Source organism: Kitasatospora sp. NPDC057738 (assembly GCF_042798815.1).
GTDB lineage: Bacteria > Actinomycetota > Actinomycetes > Streptomycetales > Streptomycetaceae > Kitasatospora > Kitasatospora lactacystinica.
The window spans coordinates 60,907-80,129 of sequence record NZ_JBHVJT010000032.1; the positions used below are offsets into that span (position 1 = coordinate 60,907).

12 protein-coding genes and 1 tRNA gene are annotated in these 19,223 nt (G+C 73.9%); 9 read left to right on the forward strand and 4 right to left on the reverse strand.

Annotation, left to right across the window (positions count from 1 at the left end; genetic code table 11):
* Positions 1-97: 97 nt before the first annotated feature.
* A complete protein-coding gene (locus tag ACFVGO_RS19160) occupies positions 98-625 on the reverse strand; it encodes a GNAT family N-acetyltransferase (protein WP_380633020.1) in 528 nt (175 codons plus the stop codon).
* Between the two features lie 1,552 nt (positions 626-2,177).
* On the opposite strand from ACFVGO_RS19160, the gene ACFVGO_RS19165 reads away from it, so the two are divergent.
* From ACFVGO_RS19165 to ACFVGO_RS19175, 3 genes are all read left to right on the forward strand, one after another.
* Positions 2,178-4,046 carry a transglycosylase domain-containing protein gene (locus ACFVGO_RS19165; protein ID WP_380633022.1) on the forward strand — a complete coding sequence of 623 codons (1,869 nt, stop codon included), beginning with the start codon at positions 2,178-2,180 and terminating at the stop codon, positions 4,044-4,046.
* A 200-nt stretch (positions 4,047-4,246) separates the two neighbouring features.
* Positions 4,247-4,441: a ribosomal protein L7/L12 gene (locus ACFVGO_RS19170; RefSeq protein WP_380633043.1), complete on the forward strand. Its 195-nt coding sequence runs from the start codon at positions 4,247-4,249 to the stop codon at positions 4,439-4,441.
* Positions 4,442-4,589: 148 nt separating this feature from the next.
* A complete protein-coding gene (locus ACFVGO_RS19175; RefSeq protein ID WP_380633024.1) occupies positions 4,590-7,661 on the forward strand; it encodes an ATP-binding protein in 3,072 nt (1,023 codons plus the stop codon).
* A 340-nt stretch (positions 7,662-8,001) separates the two neighbouring features.
* On the opposite strand, the gene ACFVGO_RS19180 is transcribed toward ACFVGO_RS19175, so the two are convergent.
* Entirely contained in the window at positions 8,002-9,219 is a 1,218-nt protein-coding gene (locus ACFVGO_RS19180; RefSeq protein WP_380358842.1) for an alpha/beta fold hydrolase, read from the reverse strand.
* Positions 9,220-9,321: 102 nt separating this feature from the next.
* Between ACFVGO_RS19180 and ACFVGO_RS19185 the strand changes: the two genes are divergently transcribed.
* Positions 9,322-9,957 carry a TetR-like C-terminal domain-containing protein gene (locus ACFVGO_RS19185; protein ID WP_359909303.1) on the forward strand — a complete coding sequence of 212 codons (636 nt, stop codon included), beginning with the start codon at positions 9,322-9,324 and terminating at the stop codon, positions 9,955-9,957.
* A gap of 220 nt (positions 9,958-10,177) precedes the next feature.
* On the opposite strand, the gene ACFVGO_RS19190 is transcribed toward ACFVGO_RS19185, so the two are convergent.
* Entirely contained in the window at positions 10,178-10,621 is a 444-nt protein-coding gene (locus ACFVGO_RS19190; protein ID WP_380357664.1) for a hypothetical protein, read from the reverse strand.
* Between the two features lie 171 nt (positions 10,622-10,792).
* The gene (locus ACFVGO_RS19195; RefSeq protein ID WP_380633026.1) at positions 10,793-11,269 is read right to left on the reverse strand and encodes a hypothetical protein; all 477 of its coding nucleotides are present in this window, start codon (positions 11,267-11,269) and stop codon (positions 10,793-10,795) included.
* A 447-nt stretch (positions 11,270-11,716) separates the two neighbouring features.
* On the opposite strand from ACFVGO_RS19195, the gene ACFVGO_RS19200 reads away from it, so the two are divergent.
* The 5 genes from ACFVGO_RS19200 to ACFVGO_RS19220 all read left to right on the forward strand — a co-directional run bounded on the left by ACFVGO_RS19200 (position 11,717) and on the right by ACFVGO_RS19220 (position 19,205).
* A tRNA-Ser gene (locus ACFVGO_RS19200) sits at positions 11,717-11,788 on the forward strand.
* Between the two features lie 3 nt (positions 11,789-11,791).
* On the forward strand, positions 11,792-14,191 hold the full coding sequence (locus ACFVGO_RS19205; RefSeq protein WP_380633027.1) for a hypothetical protein: 2,400 nt from the start codon (positions 11,792-11,794) through the stop codon (positions 14,189-14,191).
* 176 nt (positions 14,192-14,367) lie between these two features.
* Complete coding sequence (locus ACFVGO_RS19210) at positions 14,368-17,424, forward strand: hypothetical protein (RefSeq protein WP_380633028.1); 3,057 nt, start codon at positions 14,368-14,370, stop codon at positions 17,422-17,424.
* A 191-nt stretch (positions 17,425-17,615) separates the two neighbouring features.
* Complete coding sequence (locus tag ACFVGO_RS19215) at positions 17,616-17,930, forward strand: hypothetical protein (RefSeq protein ID WP_380633029.1); 315 nt, start codon at positions 17,616-17,618, stop codon at positions 17,928-17,930.
* Positions 17,931-17,963: 33 nt separating this feature from the next.
* Positions 17,964-19,205, forward strand: a complete 1,242-nt coding sequence (locus ACFVGO_RS19220) for a hypothetical protein (protein ID WP_380633031.1) — start codon at positions 17,964-17,966, stop codon at positions 19,203-19,205.
* Positions 19,206-19,223: the final 18 nt, after the last annotated feature.

Below are 19,223 nucleotides of genomic sequence, written 5' to 3' on the forward strand. Positions count from 1 at the left end.
GGGGGGGTTGGGGTGGGGGGAAGGGGGGGGGGGGGGTCGTGGGGGGGGGAGCGGGGGGATGCGGTCCCCCCTCCCCCCCCCCCCCCGCCGCCGTCCGTCAGATGCCGAACGGCGCGGCGTAGCGGACGGTGCCCGCGGGCAGCGGGTGGTCGGCGTCCAGGGAGAGGGCCATCAGCGCCTCGTCCGGGACGTCGATGGTCAGGCCGATGCCGTGGGCGCCGGCGCGGGTGAAGCCGAACCGCGGGTAGTAGTCCGGGTGGCCCAGGACGACGACGTGGCGTTCGCCCAGGCCCCGTGCCGCGTCGAGGGCGGCGCGGACGGCGGCGGAGCCGGAGCCGGTGCGCTGGTACGCGGGGAGCACGGCGCACGGGGCCAGGCACAGGGCCGGGACGTCGCCGATGTGGCAGCGGGTCAGCAGGGCGTGGCCGACGGCGCTGCCGTGCTCGTCGGCGGCGACGAGGGACAGGCCCTCGATCCAGGAGGCGTCGGCGCGCAGCGGACCGCTCAGACCGGCGGCACCGGCGGCAGCGACGGCCCGGCCGGCGGCGGGGCCGAGGACGGCCGGCGGTCGGCGGGGCGGGCCGGCGGGATGACCGGGGCGCGGAAGTCGCGCGGGCCGGTCCACAGCGCGGGGACGGCGTCGCTGCGGCGGGCCAGTTCGTACGCCAGGGCCTCGTAGTTGACCCGCCAGCCGTGGAAGTGCGCCCAGGCCTCCTCGACCGGGCGCTCACGCGGGAAACCGGCCGCGGTGATCATCGCGACGGCGCCCAGGTACTCGGCGTAGGTCAGCCGGATCGGGACGTCCGGGTCCGGGTCCGTGTCGAAGTCGATCCGCAGCGAGCGGGCGATGTCGCGCAGCGCGGTGAAGCCGGCCCGGAGCACCAGCCGGGCCTCGGGCGGGGCCGAACGCGGGCAGAGCGCCAGGTGCAGGGCGGCGGCGTCCATCACGGCGATCAGTCCGACCACCCAGCTGCGGTTGGGCTGCGGGGAGCGGAAGGAGAGCAGCACCGGGTAGTTGGAGTGGCTCTCGCCGATGTCGGCGGCCAGCCGCTCCCAGTCCCGGTAGAGCTGGGGGAGCGCGGTCTCGGTGTCCACCAGGGACTGGCGGGCCAGCAGCTCGGGGCCCCAGGCGGGCTCGCCGGCCCGGGACTGCAGCAGCGTCACCTCGGTCTCGCGGCGCTGGTAGGCGGCGTAGAGGGTCGGCAGGTAGGAGATCTGGAGGGCGATCACCAGCGGGCCGCTGGCGGCGGCCAGGAAGTCGATCGCGGAGAGGTGCAGCCGGTCGCCGCTGGCGAAGCCGAGGGTGAACAGACTGGACCCGGCCTCGCGCACGGACACCGACCAGCTGAGCTCCGAGGTGCCGTGCAGCAGCAGGGTGTAGGCGGTGAGCATGCAGCTGAGCCACACCCCGAGCATGCCCAGCAGCACCAGCGGCGCCAGCCAGGTGAGGGCCCGGTCCTGCGCGTGGTAGCCGCGGCCCGGTCCGGCGGCCAGCCGCAGCAGCCCGCGCAGCATCCGCCAGAGCCGCATCACCAGCGCCGAGTAGAGCCCGCGCGGAACGACCAGCGTGCGCAGGATGCTGCCGACGATCAGCAGGAGCAGCATCGCGCCGACGGCGGTCTGGATCATCCTCATGGCGTCATTCTGGCGGTACGCCGGGGCGGCTGCGGACCGGTGCCCGCGCGGGTCGGCCGTCGGCCGTCCGTCCACCTGCCGTCCGCCCGCCGTCCGTGGCCCGGGCGCCCGGGTTCACCGCACCGAGTATGACCATGATCACACCAAGGCGAGGCATACGTACTGATGTTCCCACCGCGTCTATGTGTACGGAGGATCACGCCCACGAGCGAATCGGAGACCGGACTGTGCGTGCCCAGCAAGACAGCGCCGCCGAAGAGGAGAAGCCCGGGCGGCGGCGGTGGCGCTTCCCACCGCGTCGGAGGCCGTTACGGGCGTGGCGCCCGTTCCGGGGGCGGCGCCCGTCCCCGGGGCCGCCCCTGAGCCCGTCCCCGGACCCCTCCCCGAGTCCGTCCCCGAGCCGGTCAACGGACCCGTGCCGGTCCCCGGACCCGGGCGCCTCCCCGCGTTCACCCCTGCGCCGGTTCCTGCGGATCGACTACCCGCGCCGCGGACGGCGCGGAGTCCGCCGCTGGCTCCCCTCCTGGCGGCAGCAGGTGCTGGTGGCCGGGACCGGGGCGGCGGCGCTGACGGGCTGGCTGGCCTGGTTCTACACGAACACCGCCGTCCCGGAGGACCTCAACTCCTTCGCCACCCAGCAGAACAACGTCTACTACTGGGCGGACGGCACCGAGATGGCGCGGATCGGCCCGACCAACCGGCAGGAGGTGCCACTCGCCCAGGTACCGGAGCCGGTGCAGTGGGCGGTACTGGCCGCCGAGAACGAGACCTTCTACACCGACCCGGGCATCTCCGTGACCGGCATCGGCCGTGCCGTCGTCCAGATGGTCACCGGCGGCGACACCCAGGGCGGCTCCACCATCACCCAGCAGTACGTCAAGAACATCTACCTGAACCAGCGTCAGGACATGTCCCGCAAACTCAGCGAGATCGCCATCGCCATCAAGCTGGACGACCGGATGAGCAAGCAGGACATCCTGGCCGGCTACCTGAACACCAGCTGGTTCGGGCGCGGCAGTTACGGCATCGAGCGCGCCGCGGCCGCCTACTACGGCAAGGACGTCTCCCAGCTCGACCCGAGCGAAGGCGCCTTCCTGGCAGCCCTGTTGAAAGGCGCCGGGCAGTACGACCCGGCGATCAGCGCGGGGAACCGGGAACGGGCCGAGGAGCGCTGGTCCTGGATCCTGGACCGGATGGTGGAGGTGGGCAAGCTGTCCGCCGCCGAGCGCGCCGGGTACACGGTGTTCCCCGAGCCCAAGCCGCAGCCGAAGTCGGCGGGGCTGAGCGGCCAGATCGGGTACCTGGTCGACACGGCCCGCGCCTACGTGGAGAGCCACAGCGACATCACCCCGGCCCAGTTCGACCTCGGCGGCCACCAGATCCGCACCACCTTCGAGAAGCCGAAGGTCGACGCCCTGGTCACCGCCGTCCAGCAGGGCACCGCGGGGATCGACCCGGACAACCGGGAGTCCGACAAGCTCCTGAAGGTCGGCGCCGCCTCGCTGGCCCCGGACGGCCGGGTCGTCGCGCTCTACGGCGGCCCCGACTACCTGAAGCAGGGCTTCAACAACGCCAACACCACGACGGTGCCGATCGGTTCGGCGTTCACCCCGGTGGTGTACGCCGCCGGGCTCGGCGAGGGAGTGCAGCGCCGGCGCGGCGGCGACCGCACCCCGGTCGCGCCCACCACCACCTACAACGGCGACGACGGGGTGAACGTGATGACCCCGGAAGGGCCGTACTGGGGACGGGACGGGAAGATCGTCAAGACCGCCAACGACGGCAAGCGGAACTGGGGCAGCGTCACCCTGCGGAACGCGGTCGAACAGTCCGTCAACGGGCCGCTGATGCAGCTCGGCATGGACGTCGGCCTGGACAAGGTGCAGAAGACCGCTACCGACCTCGGCCTGCTCCCCAACAGCCTCGGCGAACTCGTCCCGGCCCTCGGCGTCGGCAACTCCACCCCCAGCGCCCTGCGCACCGCCGACGCGTACGCCGCCTTCGCGGCCGGCGGCTCCCACACCGACCCGTACTCGGTCCTCAGGATCTCCCGCAACGGCGTCCAGCTCCCCCTGCGCCTGCCGGCCGCCACCCAGGCACTCACCCCGGCGGTCGCGGGCGAGGTGGACGCGGCACTCAAGGGCTCCGTCCGCGACGGGGCCGCCAAGCCGGCGGCGGAGGCCGGCCCGAACCTGGCCGCCAAACCCGGCACCACCGCGGACCGCACGGCGGGCTGGTTCGTCGGCTACAACGGGCAGCTGTCGACGGCGGTCACCGTGTTCCGCGCGGACCTGAAGGACATGAAGCTCCTCTCCCTCGAAGGCCTGGGCGGCGCCACCCCGGACACCTCCGACGCCACCGTGCCGACCCGGATCTGGACCGCCTACATGAAGACGGCCACCGGACAGTAGGCCGGGCCGCCGCGGGGACCGTGCTGCACGGTCCCCGCAACCGACGTCCGGTCGGGCGGGCCCCCGGGCCGGGTGTGTTTCTCGGTCGACCGGGCGTTGCGGCAGTGTCTGTCCTCCGGGCAACGGCTGGGGGTGGGGGAGTGGTGGCGGCGGACGGGTACTTCGAGTTGGTCTGTGACGGGGGGCCCATCCGCGTCGTGGTGACCGGTGCGGGGCCGCGCGTGCTGGAGGTCGCGAAGGCCGTCAGGCGTCGGACCGGGCTCAGCCTGTGGCACGGCAAGGCCCTGCTCGGTCGGCTGCCCGCGGTTGTCCTCGATGACGTGACCTCGGACCTCGCCGAGGCCGTGGCGGCCGAGCTGCGGGCCGCCGGAGCGACCGTCGAGGTGCGGTACTGACGAGCTGCGGTACCGCCGGGGTGCGGTGCCGGGCGGCGGACCGCAGGGCCGGTGGCCGCTGTTGATCAGTGCCCGGACTAGTGTCAGGGTCGTGCCGAGGTCGGCGGGCGCCACCCGATCGGGCGGCCGGGCGGGCCTCGGTGCGGTCGTGAGCATCGAGGGACTGAAGCGGATGAAGATGACGTTCGGGCTGCTGGGGCCCCTGACGGTCGATGTGGACGCCGTGCCGCAGGCGCTGCCGCGGGCCACCGTGCTGCGGGGGCTGCTGGGGGCCCTGCTGCTCGCGGAGGGGGAACGGCTGCCCGTGGGGCGGCTGCTGGACCTCGTGTGGGCGGAGCAGTCGGACCGGGTCGGCCGGGGCGCGGTGCACACCGGGATGTCGCGGCTGCGCACCTGGCTCGGGCGGTTCGGGGACGAGGCGGTGGCGCTGGAGTCCGACGGGCAGGGCTACCGGCTGGTGACCGGGCCGGACGCGGTGGACCTCGGACGGTTCCGCAGGCTCGCCGCCGACGGGGACCCGGCCGGGGCGATCGGCCTTCGGCGCGGCCCGGTGCTGGCCGGGCTGGAACGGGTGAACCGCGAGGACCCGCTGGTCACGACCGTGGAGCACGAAGTGCGCGTCACCGCCCTGGCGCTGGCCCGGGCCGCGACGGCCGCCGGAGCGTCCCGGACCGCCGTCCCCGCCCTGACGGCGCTCGCCGAGGAGTACCCGTTCGACGAGCCCCTGCAGGCCGCCCTGCTGGAGCTGCTGGCGGCGGACGGTCGGGCGGCCGAGGCGCTGCGCCGCTTCCAGGCGCTGCGCCGGCGGCTGTCCGAGGAGCTCGGGATCGAGCCGGGCGAGCAGGTGCGGAACGTCTTCCTGGCGCTGCTGGCGCAGGACCGGGAGGGCGCCCGGCCGGACCGCGGTCCCGCCCGCGTGCCCTCCCAACTCCCCCGGGACGTCCCGGACTTCACCGGACGCGACGAGCAGGTGCGGATCGTGCTGGACGCCCTGGCGACCGGCCGGGTACCGGTGATCGCGGGCATGGGCGGCATCGGCAAGACCGCGCTGGCCGTCCGCACCGCCCACCTCGCCGCCGTCGACTACCCGGACGGCCGGCTCTACGCGGACCTGCGCGGGGCCGACGAGACGCCCGCCGACCCGGCCGGCGTCCTGGCCGCCTTCCTGCGCGCCCTCGGCGCCGACCCCCGGGAGATCCCGGCCTCCCTGGAGGAGCGTTCCGCGCTGTACCGCACCCTGCTCGCCGGCCGCCGCACGCTCGTCCTCCTCGACAACGCCGCGGGGGAGCAGCAGATCGTCCCGCTGCTCCCGGGCACACCGGCGGCCGCGGACGAACCGCCGGGCGACGGGTCCGGCGAACGGCCGGGCGACGGGTCAGGCGGCCGAACCGGCAACCGGCCCGGTGCCCGACCGGCCGTCCTCGTCACCAGCCGCGCCGCGCTCACCGCCCTGCCCGGCTCCCGGCTCGTCGACCTCCACGAACTCGACGCCCCCCACGCCCGGACGCTGCTGCGCCGCATCCTCGGGAACGAGCGGGTCGCCGCCGAACCGGTGGCCGCCGCCCAGATCGTCGAGCTGTGCGGCGGCATGCCGCTGGCCGTCCGCATCGCCGGGGCCCGCCTCGCCGCCCGGCCGCGCTGGACCCTGGCCCGGCTCGCCCACCTGCTGCGCGACGAACGGCGACGGCTCGACGAGCTGGCCGCGGGGAACCTGGCCGTACGGGCGGGCTTCGCCGTCGGCTACGCCAGGCTGTCGGAGCCGACCCGACGCACGTTCCGGCTGCTCGGACTGCTCGACGCGCCCGACTTCGCGCCGTGGGCCGCGGCGGCGATGGCCGACATCCCGCCGGAGCAGGCCGAGCGGCAGCTGGAGGAGCTGATCGACGCCCAACTCCTGCAGGAGACCGGCACGGAGCCGCATCTGCGCTACCGCTTCCACGACCTCGTCCGGCTGTACGCGCGCGAGCACGCCGAGGCCGCGGACGAACCGGCCGCGCGCACCGCCGCGCTCGAACGGGCCTTCGGCGCCTGGCTCTGGCTGGCCGAGCAGGCGGCCGACCAGGTGCCCGGGCCGTGCTTCGCGCCGATCCACGGCACCGCACCCCGCCACCCGATGCCGTCCGGCGTCGCGGCGGCACTGCTGGACGACCCGATGGCCTGGTTCGACGCCGAGCAGCCGGCCCTGAACACGAGCGCCCGGCAGGCCGCCGCGCTGCGCATGGTGCCGGTGGCGTGGGACCTCGCCGCCTGCCAGGAGAAGTACTGCGACGTGCGGGGCCTGTACGACGACTGGCGCACCACCCACCTGACCGTCCTCCAGACCTGCCGGACCGCCGGCGACGCGCTGGGCACGGCCGTGCTCACCCGCGGCCTGATCGAGGTGACGACCTGGACCACCCCGGCGGACGGCTCCGGGACGACCGTCGACCTGGCGGACGGCACCGAGACGATGGTCGCGCTGGAGGACCGCGCCCGGCACCTGCAGCGGCTGTTCGAGCAGGTCGGGGAGGAACGCGGGACCGCCGACGCCCTCGTCCTGACGGCCTGGAGCCTGGTGGCCCAGGGCCGCGAACAGGAGGCGCTGGAGGCCGGCCACCGCGCCCTGGACCTCGCCACCGCCCACGACCACCCGGGCGGCGAGGCCCGGGCGCACCAGATCATCGCCATCGCCCACGGGGAGACGGACCTCGACCGCACGATCGAGCACCTCACCGAGACGCTGCGGCTGGCCCGGCTGATCGGCAACACCCGCTTCGAGGCGACCGCCATCCAGTTCCTGGGAGCCGCCCACGGCCGGGCCGGCCAGGTGGAGCGGGCCGGCGAGCTGCTCCTCCACTCGCTCGCCATGGCCCGCTGCCTCAAGGACCGCTACGTGGAGGCGTTCTCGCTGCTCTACCTGGCCATGCTGTACGCGGCCACCGGCGACGGCCGCGCCGGGGAGACGGCGGAGGCCGCACTGGCCATCGCCCGCCGGTTCGACCTGGGGCACCACCTCGCCCAGGCCCTCGGCATCCTGGGGGAGCTGGACCTGGCGGCGGGCGACCACGCCTCGGCGGTCGCGCACCTGGAGGAGTCGGTGCTGGTGTGGCGGGCCCGCGGTTGGCGCTCCTTCCTGGCGGAGGCGCTGCGCGCGCTCGGCCGGGCGTACCAGGCGGCCGGGCTGCCGGAGTCGGCCGCGCGGGTGCTGGAGGAGGCGCGGGAGCTGAGCGACATCCGGTAGGCGGCGTGGGGTGGCCCGGGGCGGCACGGGGCAGCAGGGGGAGGCACGAGGCGGTGCGGGGCGGCGATGGCGAGCGGCCGGGGATCGGTAAGCGATCGGTAAGGCCCGGTTGCCTACGATCGATCTCCACGTACAGGACAGACGCACCCGTATCCGGCCGCAGGCCTGGTCGACGCGCCCGTCCCGTACGCGCCGCACGGGCAGCCGGTCGGGTTCGCGCAGGGGACGGACCCGGCCGGAGGCGCATCCGCGGGGGTGTCCCGCGGGCGTGGTCGGGCCGGCGAAGGTCGGGTCGGCGCGGAGTGGTCGGCGCGGAGTGGTCGGCCGGCGGGCGCGCCCGTCAGCTCGCGGGCCCGGCCGCCCGCGCCAGGGTGGTGTCCAGCCAGTCGAAGACCGTCTGGTGGAAGCGGAACATGGCGCCCATGTGGCAGTGTTCGCCCGCGCCCTCGGCCTCGGTCAGGGTGACGAGCGTGTGGGGGCAGGTCAGCGCGGCCCGGACCCGCTGGGGCTGGCCGCGGAAGAACTGGTCGTTCTCGGCGTCCAGGACGAGGGTGGGGCAGTCGATGAGCCGGGCGACGCCGTCGAGGGTGTAGTCGGCGGTGCGGCGGATGTAGTCCGCCACCGATGCGGCGCCGAACGTCCACACCCCGTTGCGCAGGGCCCACCGCAACTGGGTGCTCGCCTGCATGAGCAGAGCCATGACCGGCTCCACGAGGTCGTCCCGGCCGGCCTCGATCCACTCGCGCAGGAACGGCGGCATGAACCGGTCGTGGGCCTCCCCGAAGCTGTACAGGCCGTCGTCCAGCACCAGGGCGGCCGGGCGGTGTTCGTGGGCGGCGGCGCGGGCGGCCAGGTAGCCGCCGAGGCTGTAGCCGAACAGGACCAGCCCGTCGGCGGCGATCTCGGGGCGGGTCAGCGCGTAGTCGACCACCGGGGTCACCACGGCCTCCCAGTCCGGGCGGAAGGCGAGCCGCTGTTCGCGCAGCGCCGCGCCCTGGCCCGGACCGTCGTAGGCGAGGACGTTGTAGCCGCGGCGCAGCGCGGCCGCGGCGACGGCGAAGTACGCCTCCTCCAGCGTGGAGTCGAAGCCGCTGGTGAACAGGACGGTGGGGCGCCGGGCGCCGGAGTCGTCGACGAGGAACAGGTAGCCGGGCAGGCCGGTGTCCTGGTAGGGGATGGTCACGGCCTCGACGGGGGTGTCCATCAGGGCCGCCGCGGCGGCGAAGGTCTCCCGGGAGAGCGCGGAGAGGCTCTTGGCCTCGGGGTCGTTCGCGGGGTCGTCGCGGCGGTAGAACTCGGCGGTGCGGTAGTAGTTCGACGCGCGAAGCAGGGCTTCGCGGGCGCTGACCCGGTGCCCGGCCGCCAGGGCGCGGTCGCCGATGTCGTGGACGCGCTCGGCGGTGGCCTTCCACTCGCGCAGCCAGGCCGCCTCGTCGCCTTCGCCGATGTTCCGGGCGGTGGCCACGACCTCGCCCAGGTCGGCGCCGCCGTAGTTGGCGAATCCGGCCGCCCGGAGTGTTTCGAAGGAGAACGACTCGTCCTCGAAGAGGAATCGCATGGGTGCTCCCGACATTGCTGAGACGGAACGGTTCCGTCTCGTCTAAACGCTAGCCCCCGCCTAGTCGAGACGCAAGCGTTCCGCCTGGTGTAGGTTCGGGGAATGCCCAACACGCCCGCGCCCCGGCCCGCGACCCCCGGCCCCTCCGAGCAGCCCGTGCGCCGGACACCCGGCGGGCCGGTGCTCCAGGACTCCGTGACCGAGGCGATCGCGGCCGCCTTCTTCGAGGAACTGGCAGACGTCGGCTACGCCCGGCTCTCCCTGGAGGCGGTCGCCAAGCGCGCCGGGGCGGGCAAGGCCGCCATCTATCGCCGCTGGCCGTCGAAGCTCGACATGACCGTCGCCCTGATCCGGGCCGTGGCCGTGGACGCCTCCGAGATCGAGGACACCGGCACCCTGCGCGGCGACGTCCTCGCCTTCCTCACCGAGATCGACGGGGCGCTGCGCCACCGGCTCCCGTCGAAGATCATCCCCGATCTGCTCGCCGAAAGCGGTCGCAACCCCGAGCTGGCGCAGGTGCTGATGACCGCCGTCCGCGACACCCGCCGCGGCAAGGCCACCGGCCTGCTGGAACGGGCGGTCGACCGCGGCGAACTCCCCGCCGATGTGGACCGCGAGCTCGCACTCGACTTCCTCGCCGGCCCGCTGTACTGGCGCCTCGCGGTCGTCCGCACGGCGACCGCCCCCGACTACCTCGACCGCCTCACCGACAAGCTCCTCGCCGCCTTCGCCGCCTGACGGTCGAGGCTGCGCGGCGTCGTCGGCCGAGACCGCGTCGCACCCCGGACCTGAAGGCGTGTTCGGCCTGCTTCGGCCTGCACTCGCTGGTGCGGGCCGGAGCAGGCGGACTCCTCGGCCGCCGACGGGTTCGTACGGCGGCTTCGTACGGCGGCTTCGTGCGGCGGCTTCGTGCGGCGGCGCCCCTCGCGGTGGAGGGGGCGCCGCCGTACGGGTGTGCTCAGATCTTGACGGTGAGCCAGGCGCCGAGGCCGCTGCAGCCGCGGGCGTCGTAGGTGGTGCTGCGGTAGCCGGCCGGGATCGGCGAGTACGGGCAGGTCCAGATGCCGTTGCGGACCTGCTCGTGGAACCAGGCGCCGACGCCGCTGCAGCCCTTGACGTCGTAGTTCGTCAGCACGTAGCCGGGGACGATGGGCGAGCCGGAGCAGGTCCACAGCCGGTTCTGGGCGGGCTGCTGGTACCACGAGCCGTGGTTGTTGCAGCCGCCGGCGTTGTACATGGTGATGACGTAGCCGGCCGGGACGGGCGCCCCGGAGCAGCTCCAGCCGCCGGCCGCGGAGGCCGTGCCGGCGGCCGTCGTGCCGGTGAGCGCGGCCGCGAGGACGGCGACCGTGGCGGCGGCCCGTCCCGTGCGGGTCATCAGCTTGCGGAGGATCCTGGTCACGGCGACACCGTTCCGATCGGTCGTCTCCCCGCCGTGGGCACGGCGCGGGAGGGCGTAACAACGGGGATGCGCCGCACCCTAGTGGCGGTGATCAGGCCGCTGATAGATCCTCATCGGTGGATTTCTGTACCTGACCGAAAACGATCGATCGCATTCCGGTGGGCCCGGCCGTTACGGGCAGGTCTCGCCGAACTTCACGGCCGTCACACTGACCGGCTGACCGGTGAGGGCGGCGCCCGGAGCCGGATCCTGGCCGCACACCTGCCAGTTCGACTGCACCAGGACGGCACGGTTCTTCGGGCCGGCGTCCTTGGTGCTGAGGGACGTGTTGCCCGGCAGTGAATCCCGTACCACCGAGACGGCCTTGCCCTTGAAGTCGGGCATGGTGGATCCGGCCTTGGCGGGCCCGTTGGCGCCCTGGTCCTGGGCGGGGCAGTTCTCCTCCAGCTTCACCGCCCCCATGTCGATTTTTGTGCCGGTGGGGTGGCTGCCCGGGGCCGGGTTCTGCGCGCAGACCTTCCAGTTGCGGTCCAGGATCTGGTTGCGGTCGCGACCGAGCGCGTCATGACTGGTCAGGAGGAAGAACCCGGCGCTCTGCGCGGTGTCCTGGGCGGACTGCAGCCCCATGCCGACGAAGTTCGGGAGCACGGCCGTTCCGGCGGCGGCGGCCGCAGGTGCGCCCGTTGCGGGTGCGGGAGCGGGTGCGGGGGCTGCGGGTGCATCGGCTGTGGGTGCAGCTGCGGATGCGGTCTGCGAAGGGGCGCCGGCCGCCGACGGGCCCGCCGTGGCGCCGGCGCCGCTCCCGGTGGAGTCCTTCGGGTCGCAGGCGGTGAGGCCGAGAGCGGCCGTGATGGCCAGCAGGGCAGTGACGGTACGACGCATGGTCCCCCCATGACGTGACAGTTGTGGCAGGGGAACCGTAGCGATCGGCTCCGAGGGATACCGGTCCCGTGGTCAAGTCGTGATGCAGCCGTGAACAATCATGTCCACGAAGCACTGGCGTCGGAGGCGGTGGACGTGCCGGCGGTGGACGTGTCGGCGGTGACGGAAAGCGCGTTGTGTCCGCGCGGGCCGAGCGTCTAGTGTCACGCCCGACGGCGTGTAGCTCAGCAGGAGAGCACCGGGCTTGAGACCCGGAGGGCGCAGGGGCGGAACCTGCCACGTCGGCTTATGGACGACGACGCTGATCAGCAGCACTCCACCGGGGCCGGGGTGTCCGGGCCGTACCCGCAGCACCAGTTGGCCCGTGCGCTGCTCACCGCGCTGACCCACTCCGACGGCGAGACCCGCCGCCGTGCCGCGGCCCGCGCCGACCGCTGGCGCGCCGTGCTCGACGGTGCCGCCGCCGGGCGGTCGGCCGTCGGCTCGCGCACCCCGCTCCCCGGGCTGCCCGCCTGGGTGACGCCCGAGGTCGTCCGCGGCGGCTTCGCCACCTCCGCCGCGAGCGCCGAGGGGCCGCTCCAGCCGTACGAGCGCGAGGCCGCGGCCCTCGCCGGGGTACCGGCCGACCGCCGGGCCCTCTTCGCCCACTGCCTCACCGAGCCCGGCCTGGCGCGGCTGTACGAGCTGCTCGACAGCGGCCGCTACGAGGTCGCGGTGCCTGAGGAGGCGGCGCTGCTGACGGTCGCCTGGCTGGTCCGGGCCGGGGACACGGCCACCGCGCTCGACCTCGTCGACACCCTCGAACCGTTCGCCTCCCGGCTGCGCTTCACACCCCGGCCCTCCGCGCTGCCCGCACCGGACCCCGAGGCGGTGCACCGGCACACCGTCGGCGACGCCGTCGACTCCCTCGTCGGCCGCCGGCCGAACGCCGCCGTGGAGGCGCAGCGCGAGGCCCTCGCCGTCTGGCAGCCCTTCGGCGACCGGCTGCTCGCCCACTGGCTGGAGGCCGTCGGCCCGGAGGCCACCGGCGTGGAGGCCGTCGATCCGCAGGCAGTCGAACCGGAGGCCGTCGACCGGAAGACCACCGGCGATGCCGGACGGATACCGGCGTGCGTACCCGACGGCCCCTGGCGGGAGCGCGGCGCGCTGCTGCTGCGCCAGTACCGGGAACTCGCCGCGGCCCACACCCGCTGCACCAAGCACCGCGACCCGAAGGAGAACCTCGGCATCCTGCGCGGCGCCCTGGAGGAGGCCGTCGCCGGCCGGCCGCTGGACGCCCGCCGGCTGGGACTGCTGCGGCACGCGGTGGACTCCATGGTGCGCCGCCGCGGCCGGCCGGGATCGGCCGCGCACACCGAACTGCGCGCCCGTCAGGCCGTCCAGGCGGCGCGGCCCTCGTACCACGACCTCGCCCAGCTCGTGCTGCGCCGGCTCGCCGTACAGCCCCAGGAGACGGGCGCCGCCGAGGTCGGGCCGCTGGTCGCCGACGTCTCCGCCGCCGAGGCGGCGGAGACCGGACTGCCCGCGGGCACCCCGGTTCCCGCGCCGGTCCGCAACCTCGTGGAAGCCACCCTGAGCGCCCCGATCGGCACCCTGGTGGAGCGCGGCGTCGTGCCCTCGGCCGAAGTCCTGGCCGAACTCGTCCCGCAACTCGTCGCCGCCACCGGCGTCGAGGCCTGTCCGGACGCGGCGTTGCGCACCCTCGCCGCCGCGAACTACCGGGCGTTCCGCAACCGCCGCTCGCTGCTCCTGCTGAACCTCGCCGCACAGGTGCGGGTCGAGGAACTGCCCTGGGTACGGGCGGTGGCGGCGCACCGCTCCGACGAGGACGGCCGCGGGCCCGCGCTCACCGCCCTGCGCCGGCTCGGCGAACTGGCTGTCCAGGCGTTCCCCGGCACGCTGCTGCCCAACGCGCTGGTCCGCGAACTCGCGGTGCTCGCCCGCCAGTCGGGGCTCGACGCGCCGCTGGTGGAGGAGTTGGCGGCGGACATCTTCGTCGGCAGGTTCACCCCGAAGTTCCTCGCGGCGGCGGGCGTCGCCGCGGAACTGCTCGGCGGCACGCTGTACGAGCGCTACTACGGCATCGACTACGCGGCGCTGCGCGGGCTCGCGACGGCGGACGCGACGGCGGACACGGGGACGGACGCGGGGACGGCGCGGTTCGCCGAGCTGTGCACCGGGCGCGCCGGGCCGGGTCCGGCCCGGTCGGTCGCCGCCAACGGCAAGGTCGTCGAGCAGGCCCAGATCCTCACCACCCACAACCTCGCCGTCCTGGTGGCCCGCGTCGGCATCCGCCCGAGCCCCGGCTGGGACGACCTCGCCCGCCGCGCCTTCACCACCGTCTGCCGCCGGACGGCCCGCGTCCACGGCAACCCGCGCCCGCTCGCCGCGATCAAGGACGCGGCGTACGCGTGGCGGCAGATGGTCCTCCACCTCTCGCTGTGCGCACCGGAGGAGCGGGCCCGGACCATCGCCGGCCTGGACGCGGAGGCCGCCCGCCATCCCGCACACGTCGCCGCCCGCCTCGCCCCGGCCCTGACCGGCCTGTGTCAGGCCGCTGCCGGGGGCTCGGCGGACGAGGGGGCGGGCCGGGTGCTCCTCGGCTGGACGACGGGCCCGCACTGGCTGCGCGCCGACCCCCGCCTGCCCGCCGGCCACCTGCCGCCGGCCGTCGCCGTCCTCCCGTGACGTCGGGGGCGAACGACCGCCCGCCGGCGCGGGGTTGTGGCACGGCCGTTCGTATCCACCCCCTATGATCCCAGCCCGGGGGGAAGTACGCCGAGCTGGTGCGACACAGCCGTGTCCGCTCCCTTCGGCGACGCACGCCCGCGCCGCCGATTCGACGACCGGGAGACGAAGACTCGGTGATACTCACTCAACACCTGCGCCGCGGGCTGCTGGCCGGCGCCTCGGCGCTCGCGCTGGCGCTGCTGCCCGCGGGCCTCGCCCCCACCACGGCAGGCGCCACCACAGCGGACGCCACCACGGCCGGCGCCACCACGGCCGCTGCCGCACCGGCCGGTGACGGGTCCGGGCCGACGCCGGTGGACCTCGACACCACGCGCGCCTTCGCGGACACCTTCCGGCTGGACCCGTCCCAGGACACCGACCCGATGTACGGGCTGAACGTCGGGATCGACGCCCGGCAGTCGCCCCCGGAGAAGCAGCACGGCATCTCCTACACCCGGGTCTCCGGCCGCTGGGACACCTCGGTCGCGCCCGACCAGTGGTTCGTCCAGACCAGCCACCCAGACCACCCGAACAAGCTGCTGTTCGCCAAGGGCGTCTCCGCGGTCATGCTGGGCGCGCCGGCCGTCGCGGACGGCACCGGCCACTACACCGTCTCGACGGTGATCGACCCGGTCGTCGGCGACACCACCGGCAAGGACTGGGGCTCGATCGTGCTGAGCCGCAGCCACCGCGGCAACGGCTACGTCACCGGCGGCGACGTCGACCTCGGCCTGACCGTCAACTCGCGCGGCGAGCTCGCCCTCTTCCACGGCGGGGGCGGCGAGACGCCCTTCTGGACCGGTTCGGTCGCGCCCACGGCGCAGTACGCCGTCGCGCTCACCGTCTCCACCGGCGCCGACCGCGCCGTCACCCTGACGGTGAACGGCACCCCGTTCACCGTCTCCGCGCCGGCCGGGGTGACCCGCTGGCCGGGCAGCGAGTTCCTCTACCTCGGCGCCTACCTCTCCGACCCGAACCGCGTCACCACCTTCGGCGACGGCGCCGGCCACGGCCTGAACGTCAGCCGGATCGACACCAGCGCCACCCGCAGCGCCAAGCCGCTCGTCGACACCTTCGACGGCGCGCCCAACGCCACCGCCGACTTCGGGCTCAACCAGGACCTCGGCGCCCGCCAGCCGAGCCTGATCTCCGCCGACTACACCGCGGTCTCCGGCGTCAAGGGCCTGGCGCTCGACCCGCCGGCGGGCTCGGTGCAGGTCAACAGCCCGGCCCAGCCGAACGTGCTGTCGTTCCCCAAGGGCACCTCGGCGGTGCGCCTGAACAAGCCGGCCACCTCGGACGTCCAGAGCGGCGCCTACACGGTGCACGCCGTCCTGACCCCGGTCGTCGGCGCCACCACCGGCCAGGACTGGGCCTCCCTCGCCGTCAGCAACGCCTCGGGCGGCACGGGCGCCGTGGACGCCGAGGACGTCGCGCTCGGCCTGCGCGTCCAGGCCGACGGCGGGCTGACGCTCTTCCAGGGCGGCACGCCGACCGCCCTGACCGCCGTCCCCGCTGCGGGCTCCTACGAGGTGTCGGTCGCGCTGGCGACCGGCGACAAGCAGCAGGCGACCGTGCGGGTCAACGGCGCGACGGTCTTCTCCGGCCGCACCGACGCCCGGCTGCCCCGCGACGGCTACGTCTCGCTCGGCGCCCACCACTCGGCGGCCGGCCGGGTCACCACGGTGGACGACCTGCGGGTCTCCACGCTGGGCGGGCTCGGCTACTACGGGTTCTTCGACATCCGGGACCCGAACGAGCCGAACTACGGCGCCAACCACGCGCCGGAGGTGGCGCAGTGGACCAACTTCAACAACTACCTGCGCGACCAGGACCCCCGCCTGGAGTTCCTGGACCAGTGCCTGCCGGCCTCCTGCGTGATCGACCTCAACCAGGAGACGGTGATCCCGCGCTCGCCGGGTGACTGGCAGGTCACCCCGAACCCGAACGCCGCGCAGAACCTGCTCGATCTGGTGCGGCGCATCGGACCGAACATCGACAAGATCGGCGCCGTCGACATGACGGACGAGGCCTACTCCCACGGCCTGAACGGCGACCAGGTCAAGGCGCAGGCCCAGCAGATCAGGGCCGCGTTCCCGGACAAGACGCTGATCATGAGCCTCGACCGCTGGAACGCCGAGCAGACCGCGCCGATCCCGCCCGAGGTCGACATCGTCGGCTTCGACTACTACTGCGTGGGCCGCGGCGAGATCCAGTGGCGGCTGGCGAACCTGAAGACCTTCCTCTCCTCGCCCGACCAGCACCTGATGCTCTTCCCGGAGTCCACCAACGAGCAGGGCGTCGCCGACGGCTGCTACTCCGGCAAGACCGACGCGGACGTCGCGGCGTACAACGACGAGTACCGCGCGATCGCCGCGCAGGACCCCCGGGTCGTCTACCTGCAGAACTTCCGCTGGCTCGGCCCGGACCAGCCGACCAAGGTGCCGCTGACCGTCGCGGCCCAGCAGCGGATCGGCAGCGCCGTGGTCAACGCCACGCCCACACCGGCACCCGCTTCGGTGGGCGTGTACCGGCCGTCGGACGCCGGCTTCGCCGAGGCCGCCCACAACGGCTGGTACACCGGCCGGACCGGGTTCGGCGGCGGCGGCGACGCCGTCCCGCTGACCGGCCACTGGAACGGTCCCGGCACCGACACCATCGGCGTCTACCACCCCGACACCTCGACCTTCCAGCTGTCGAACGACAACGCCACCGTGGCCGCCACCTTCCCGTTCGGCGTCCCCGGCGACATCCCGCTGGTCGGCGACTGGAGCGGACAGGGACGGACCACGGTCGGCGTCTACCGGCCCAGCGACCAGTACTTCTACCTGTCCGACGACAACTCCACCATCACGTACCGGATCAAGCTGGGCAACGAGGGCTGGAAGCCGCTGGTCGGCGACTGGGACGGCAACGGCACCACCACCGTCGCCGTCTACGACCCGCAGACCCAGACCTTCTACCTGAACGACTCCAACCGGACGGAGCACCCGCGCCCGGGCGTCAGGTTCGGCAACCCCGGCGACCGCCCGATCAAGGGCGACTGGGACGGCACCGGCAAGGAGACCATCGGCGTCTACCGGCCCGGCGACCAGAGCTTCTACGGGGCCGCCGAGAACTCCGACCTGGTGATCTACAGCAAGAAGTTCGGCAACCCGGGCGACGTCCCGCTGGTGGGCAACTGGGGCTGACGCCTCCGCCCCGCCCGCGCGTCCGACAGGGCGCCCTCCCGACCGCCCCGCGGCGACCGGGAGGGCGCCCTCGCGCCGTCCGCGGGGCGGGTCAGCCGTGCCCCTCGCCGACAAACGATGGCACGCGCGCATCTCGGTGGACCTTCGGGCTGCTCGCGCAGCGGTCAGGGACAATCGGATAGCGTGGTGCCATGGGCGCGCTGAGCAGGCGAGGACTCGCCGCGCTGGTCGATGAGGCGACGGTCGACACGTATGACGAGCACGAGCAGGTGTCGGGTCTGTTCGCCGCCATCGAGGAGAACCTGTCGGTGCCGTTCAGCACCCTGGTGCTGGGCGTCGAGGTGACCGTACGCAAGGTCGACCTCGCGCGGGACGGAAGGATCGTCGCCCTGTGCACCCGCGGAGGGTTCCGGCAGACGATCGGGCTCCTGGACCTTCCCTTGCCGGACCCTGCGCCGGACGGCGCGGAGTGGGTCGCGGCCTATCGCTACTACTGGGCACAGTGAGCGCCCGGAACCTTCAAGACCGAGAGGGCCCGCATGACTGTCGTTGTACCGAGCGTGGACGAGGCGTCGTTGAGCGGCCTGATCGAGCGAAGTTCCGAACTGAAGGGCGAACTCGTCGCCTTCGCCCAGGGATCGCGCTTCGACCGGTGGTTGACACCTCTCCTCCTGGAGGCGGCAGGCCCTGAGCGGCGGCTGGACGAGAGCGCGGCGATCCGGATCATCGACAACTTCATCCTCCGGTACCGCCTGCCGGACGGTTCGACCGTGGTGGATCGATTCGTCGACGGGCGAAGGGACTTGACCGACGCCGACCGGGCGATGCTGCTCGGCTGGCGTGACCCGGTCGAGGGCGTCTTCGAGGTCCAGCGCAAGGACGGGGACGCCGTCGTCCTGCTGAACCTGATCGACGACCTGGAGTACCGCACGTACTCGAACGTCGGGCGGGCGGCTTTCCGCGGAGTGTCCAAGGGGGGATTCCTCCTCGTCTGCCTGGTGCCCGTCGACCCGGCCGACGGGGCGTGGCTGATCTCCGGTGCGATGTCGTACTACCCGAAGTCCAGCGCCACCGAGATCGCCCAAGCCGCAATCCAGTTGGCCGCCGACCACCCCGAACTGGTCTTCCGCAACCCCGAGAAGATCGAACAGGGATGGCACCGGCTGCGGGAGGACCGAGCCGCCTTCATCGAGTTCTGCGGCGGCGACGAACTGGTCCTCACCCCTGCCGAGGCCGAACGCCGGGTCAACGCCTACTTCCGGAACCGGCAGGAGGCCGCCGTCGCCGAACACCCGGGCCGCGCGCGAGGCGGGCGGCAGACGGGCCTCGATCTGCCGGCCTTCGAACTGCCCCGGGAACTCGCGGACTCGGACACCGTCGGCGTCATCTACGACGAGGTCGACGGGCTCAACTTCTACGCCGACTACGGAATGCTGCGCGCCCTCTTCACCGACCCGGCTCTCGCGGGCCGCAGGCGGTACCAGGAGGTGCTCCGCGCCTACCTGCGCGAGGAGTCGATCGCGCCGCTGCCGATCCGCCGCCTGGCCGCCGCCCACCCGGAGACGGTCGACGCGGTGTTCCGAAAGCTGCTGCGCAAGCCCGGCTTCACCTGGAGCGAGCACGGTGAGGCCCTGCTGCGCCGGCGCAAGCCCTGGTACTTCGCGCAAGAGCCCCGCCCCGGCGTCTCCGCGATCGGCGAGCGCCTCAGCGAGCTCGCCGCCGGCACCGGACGGCAGAAGTTCACCAGGGCACGGCGCGTACCGCACCGGCCCGACCACTGACCGAGCTGTTCGCCTCAT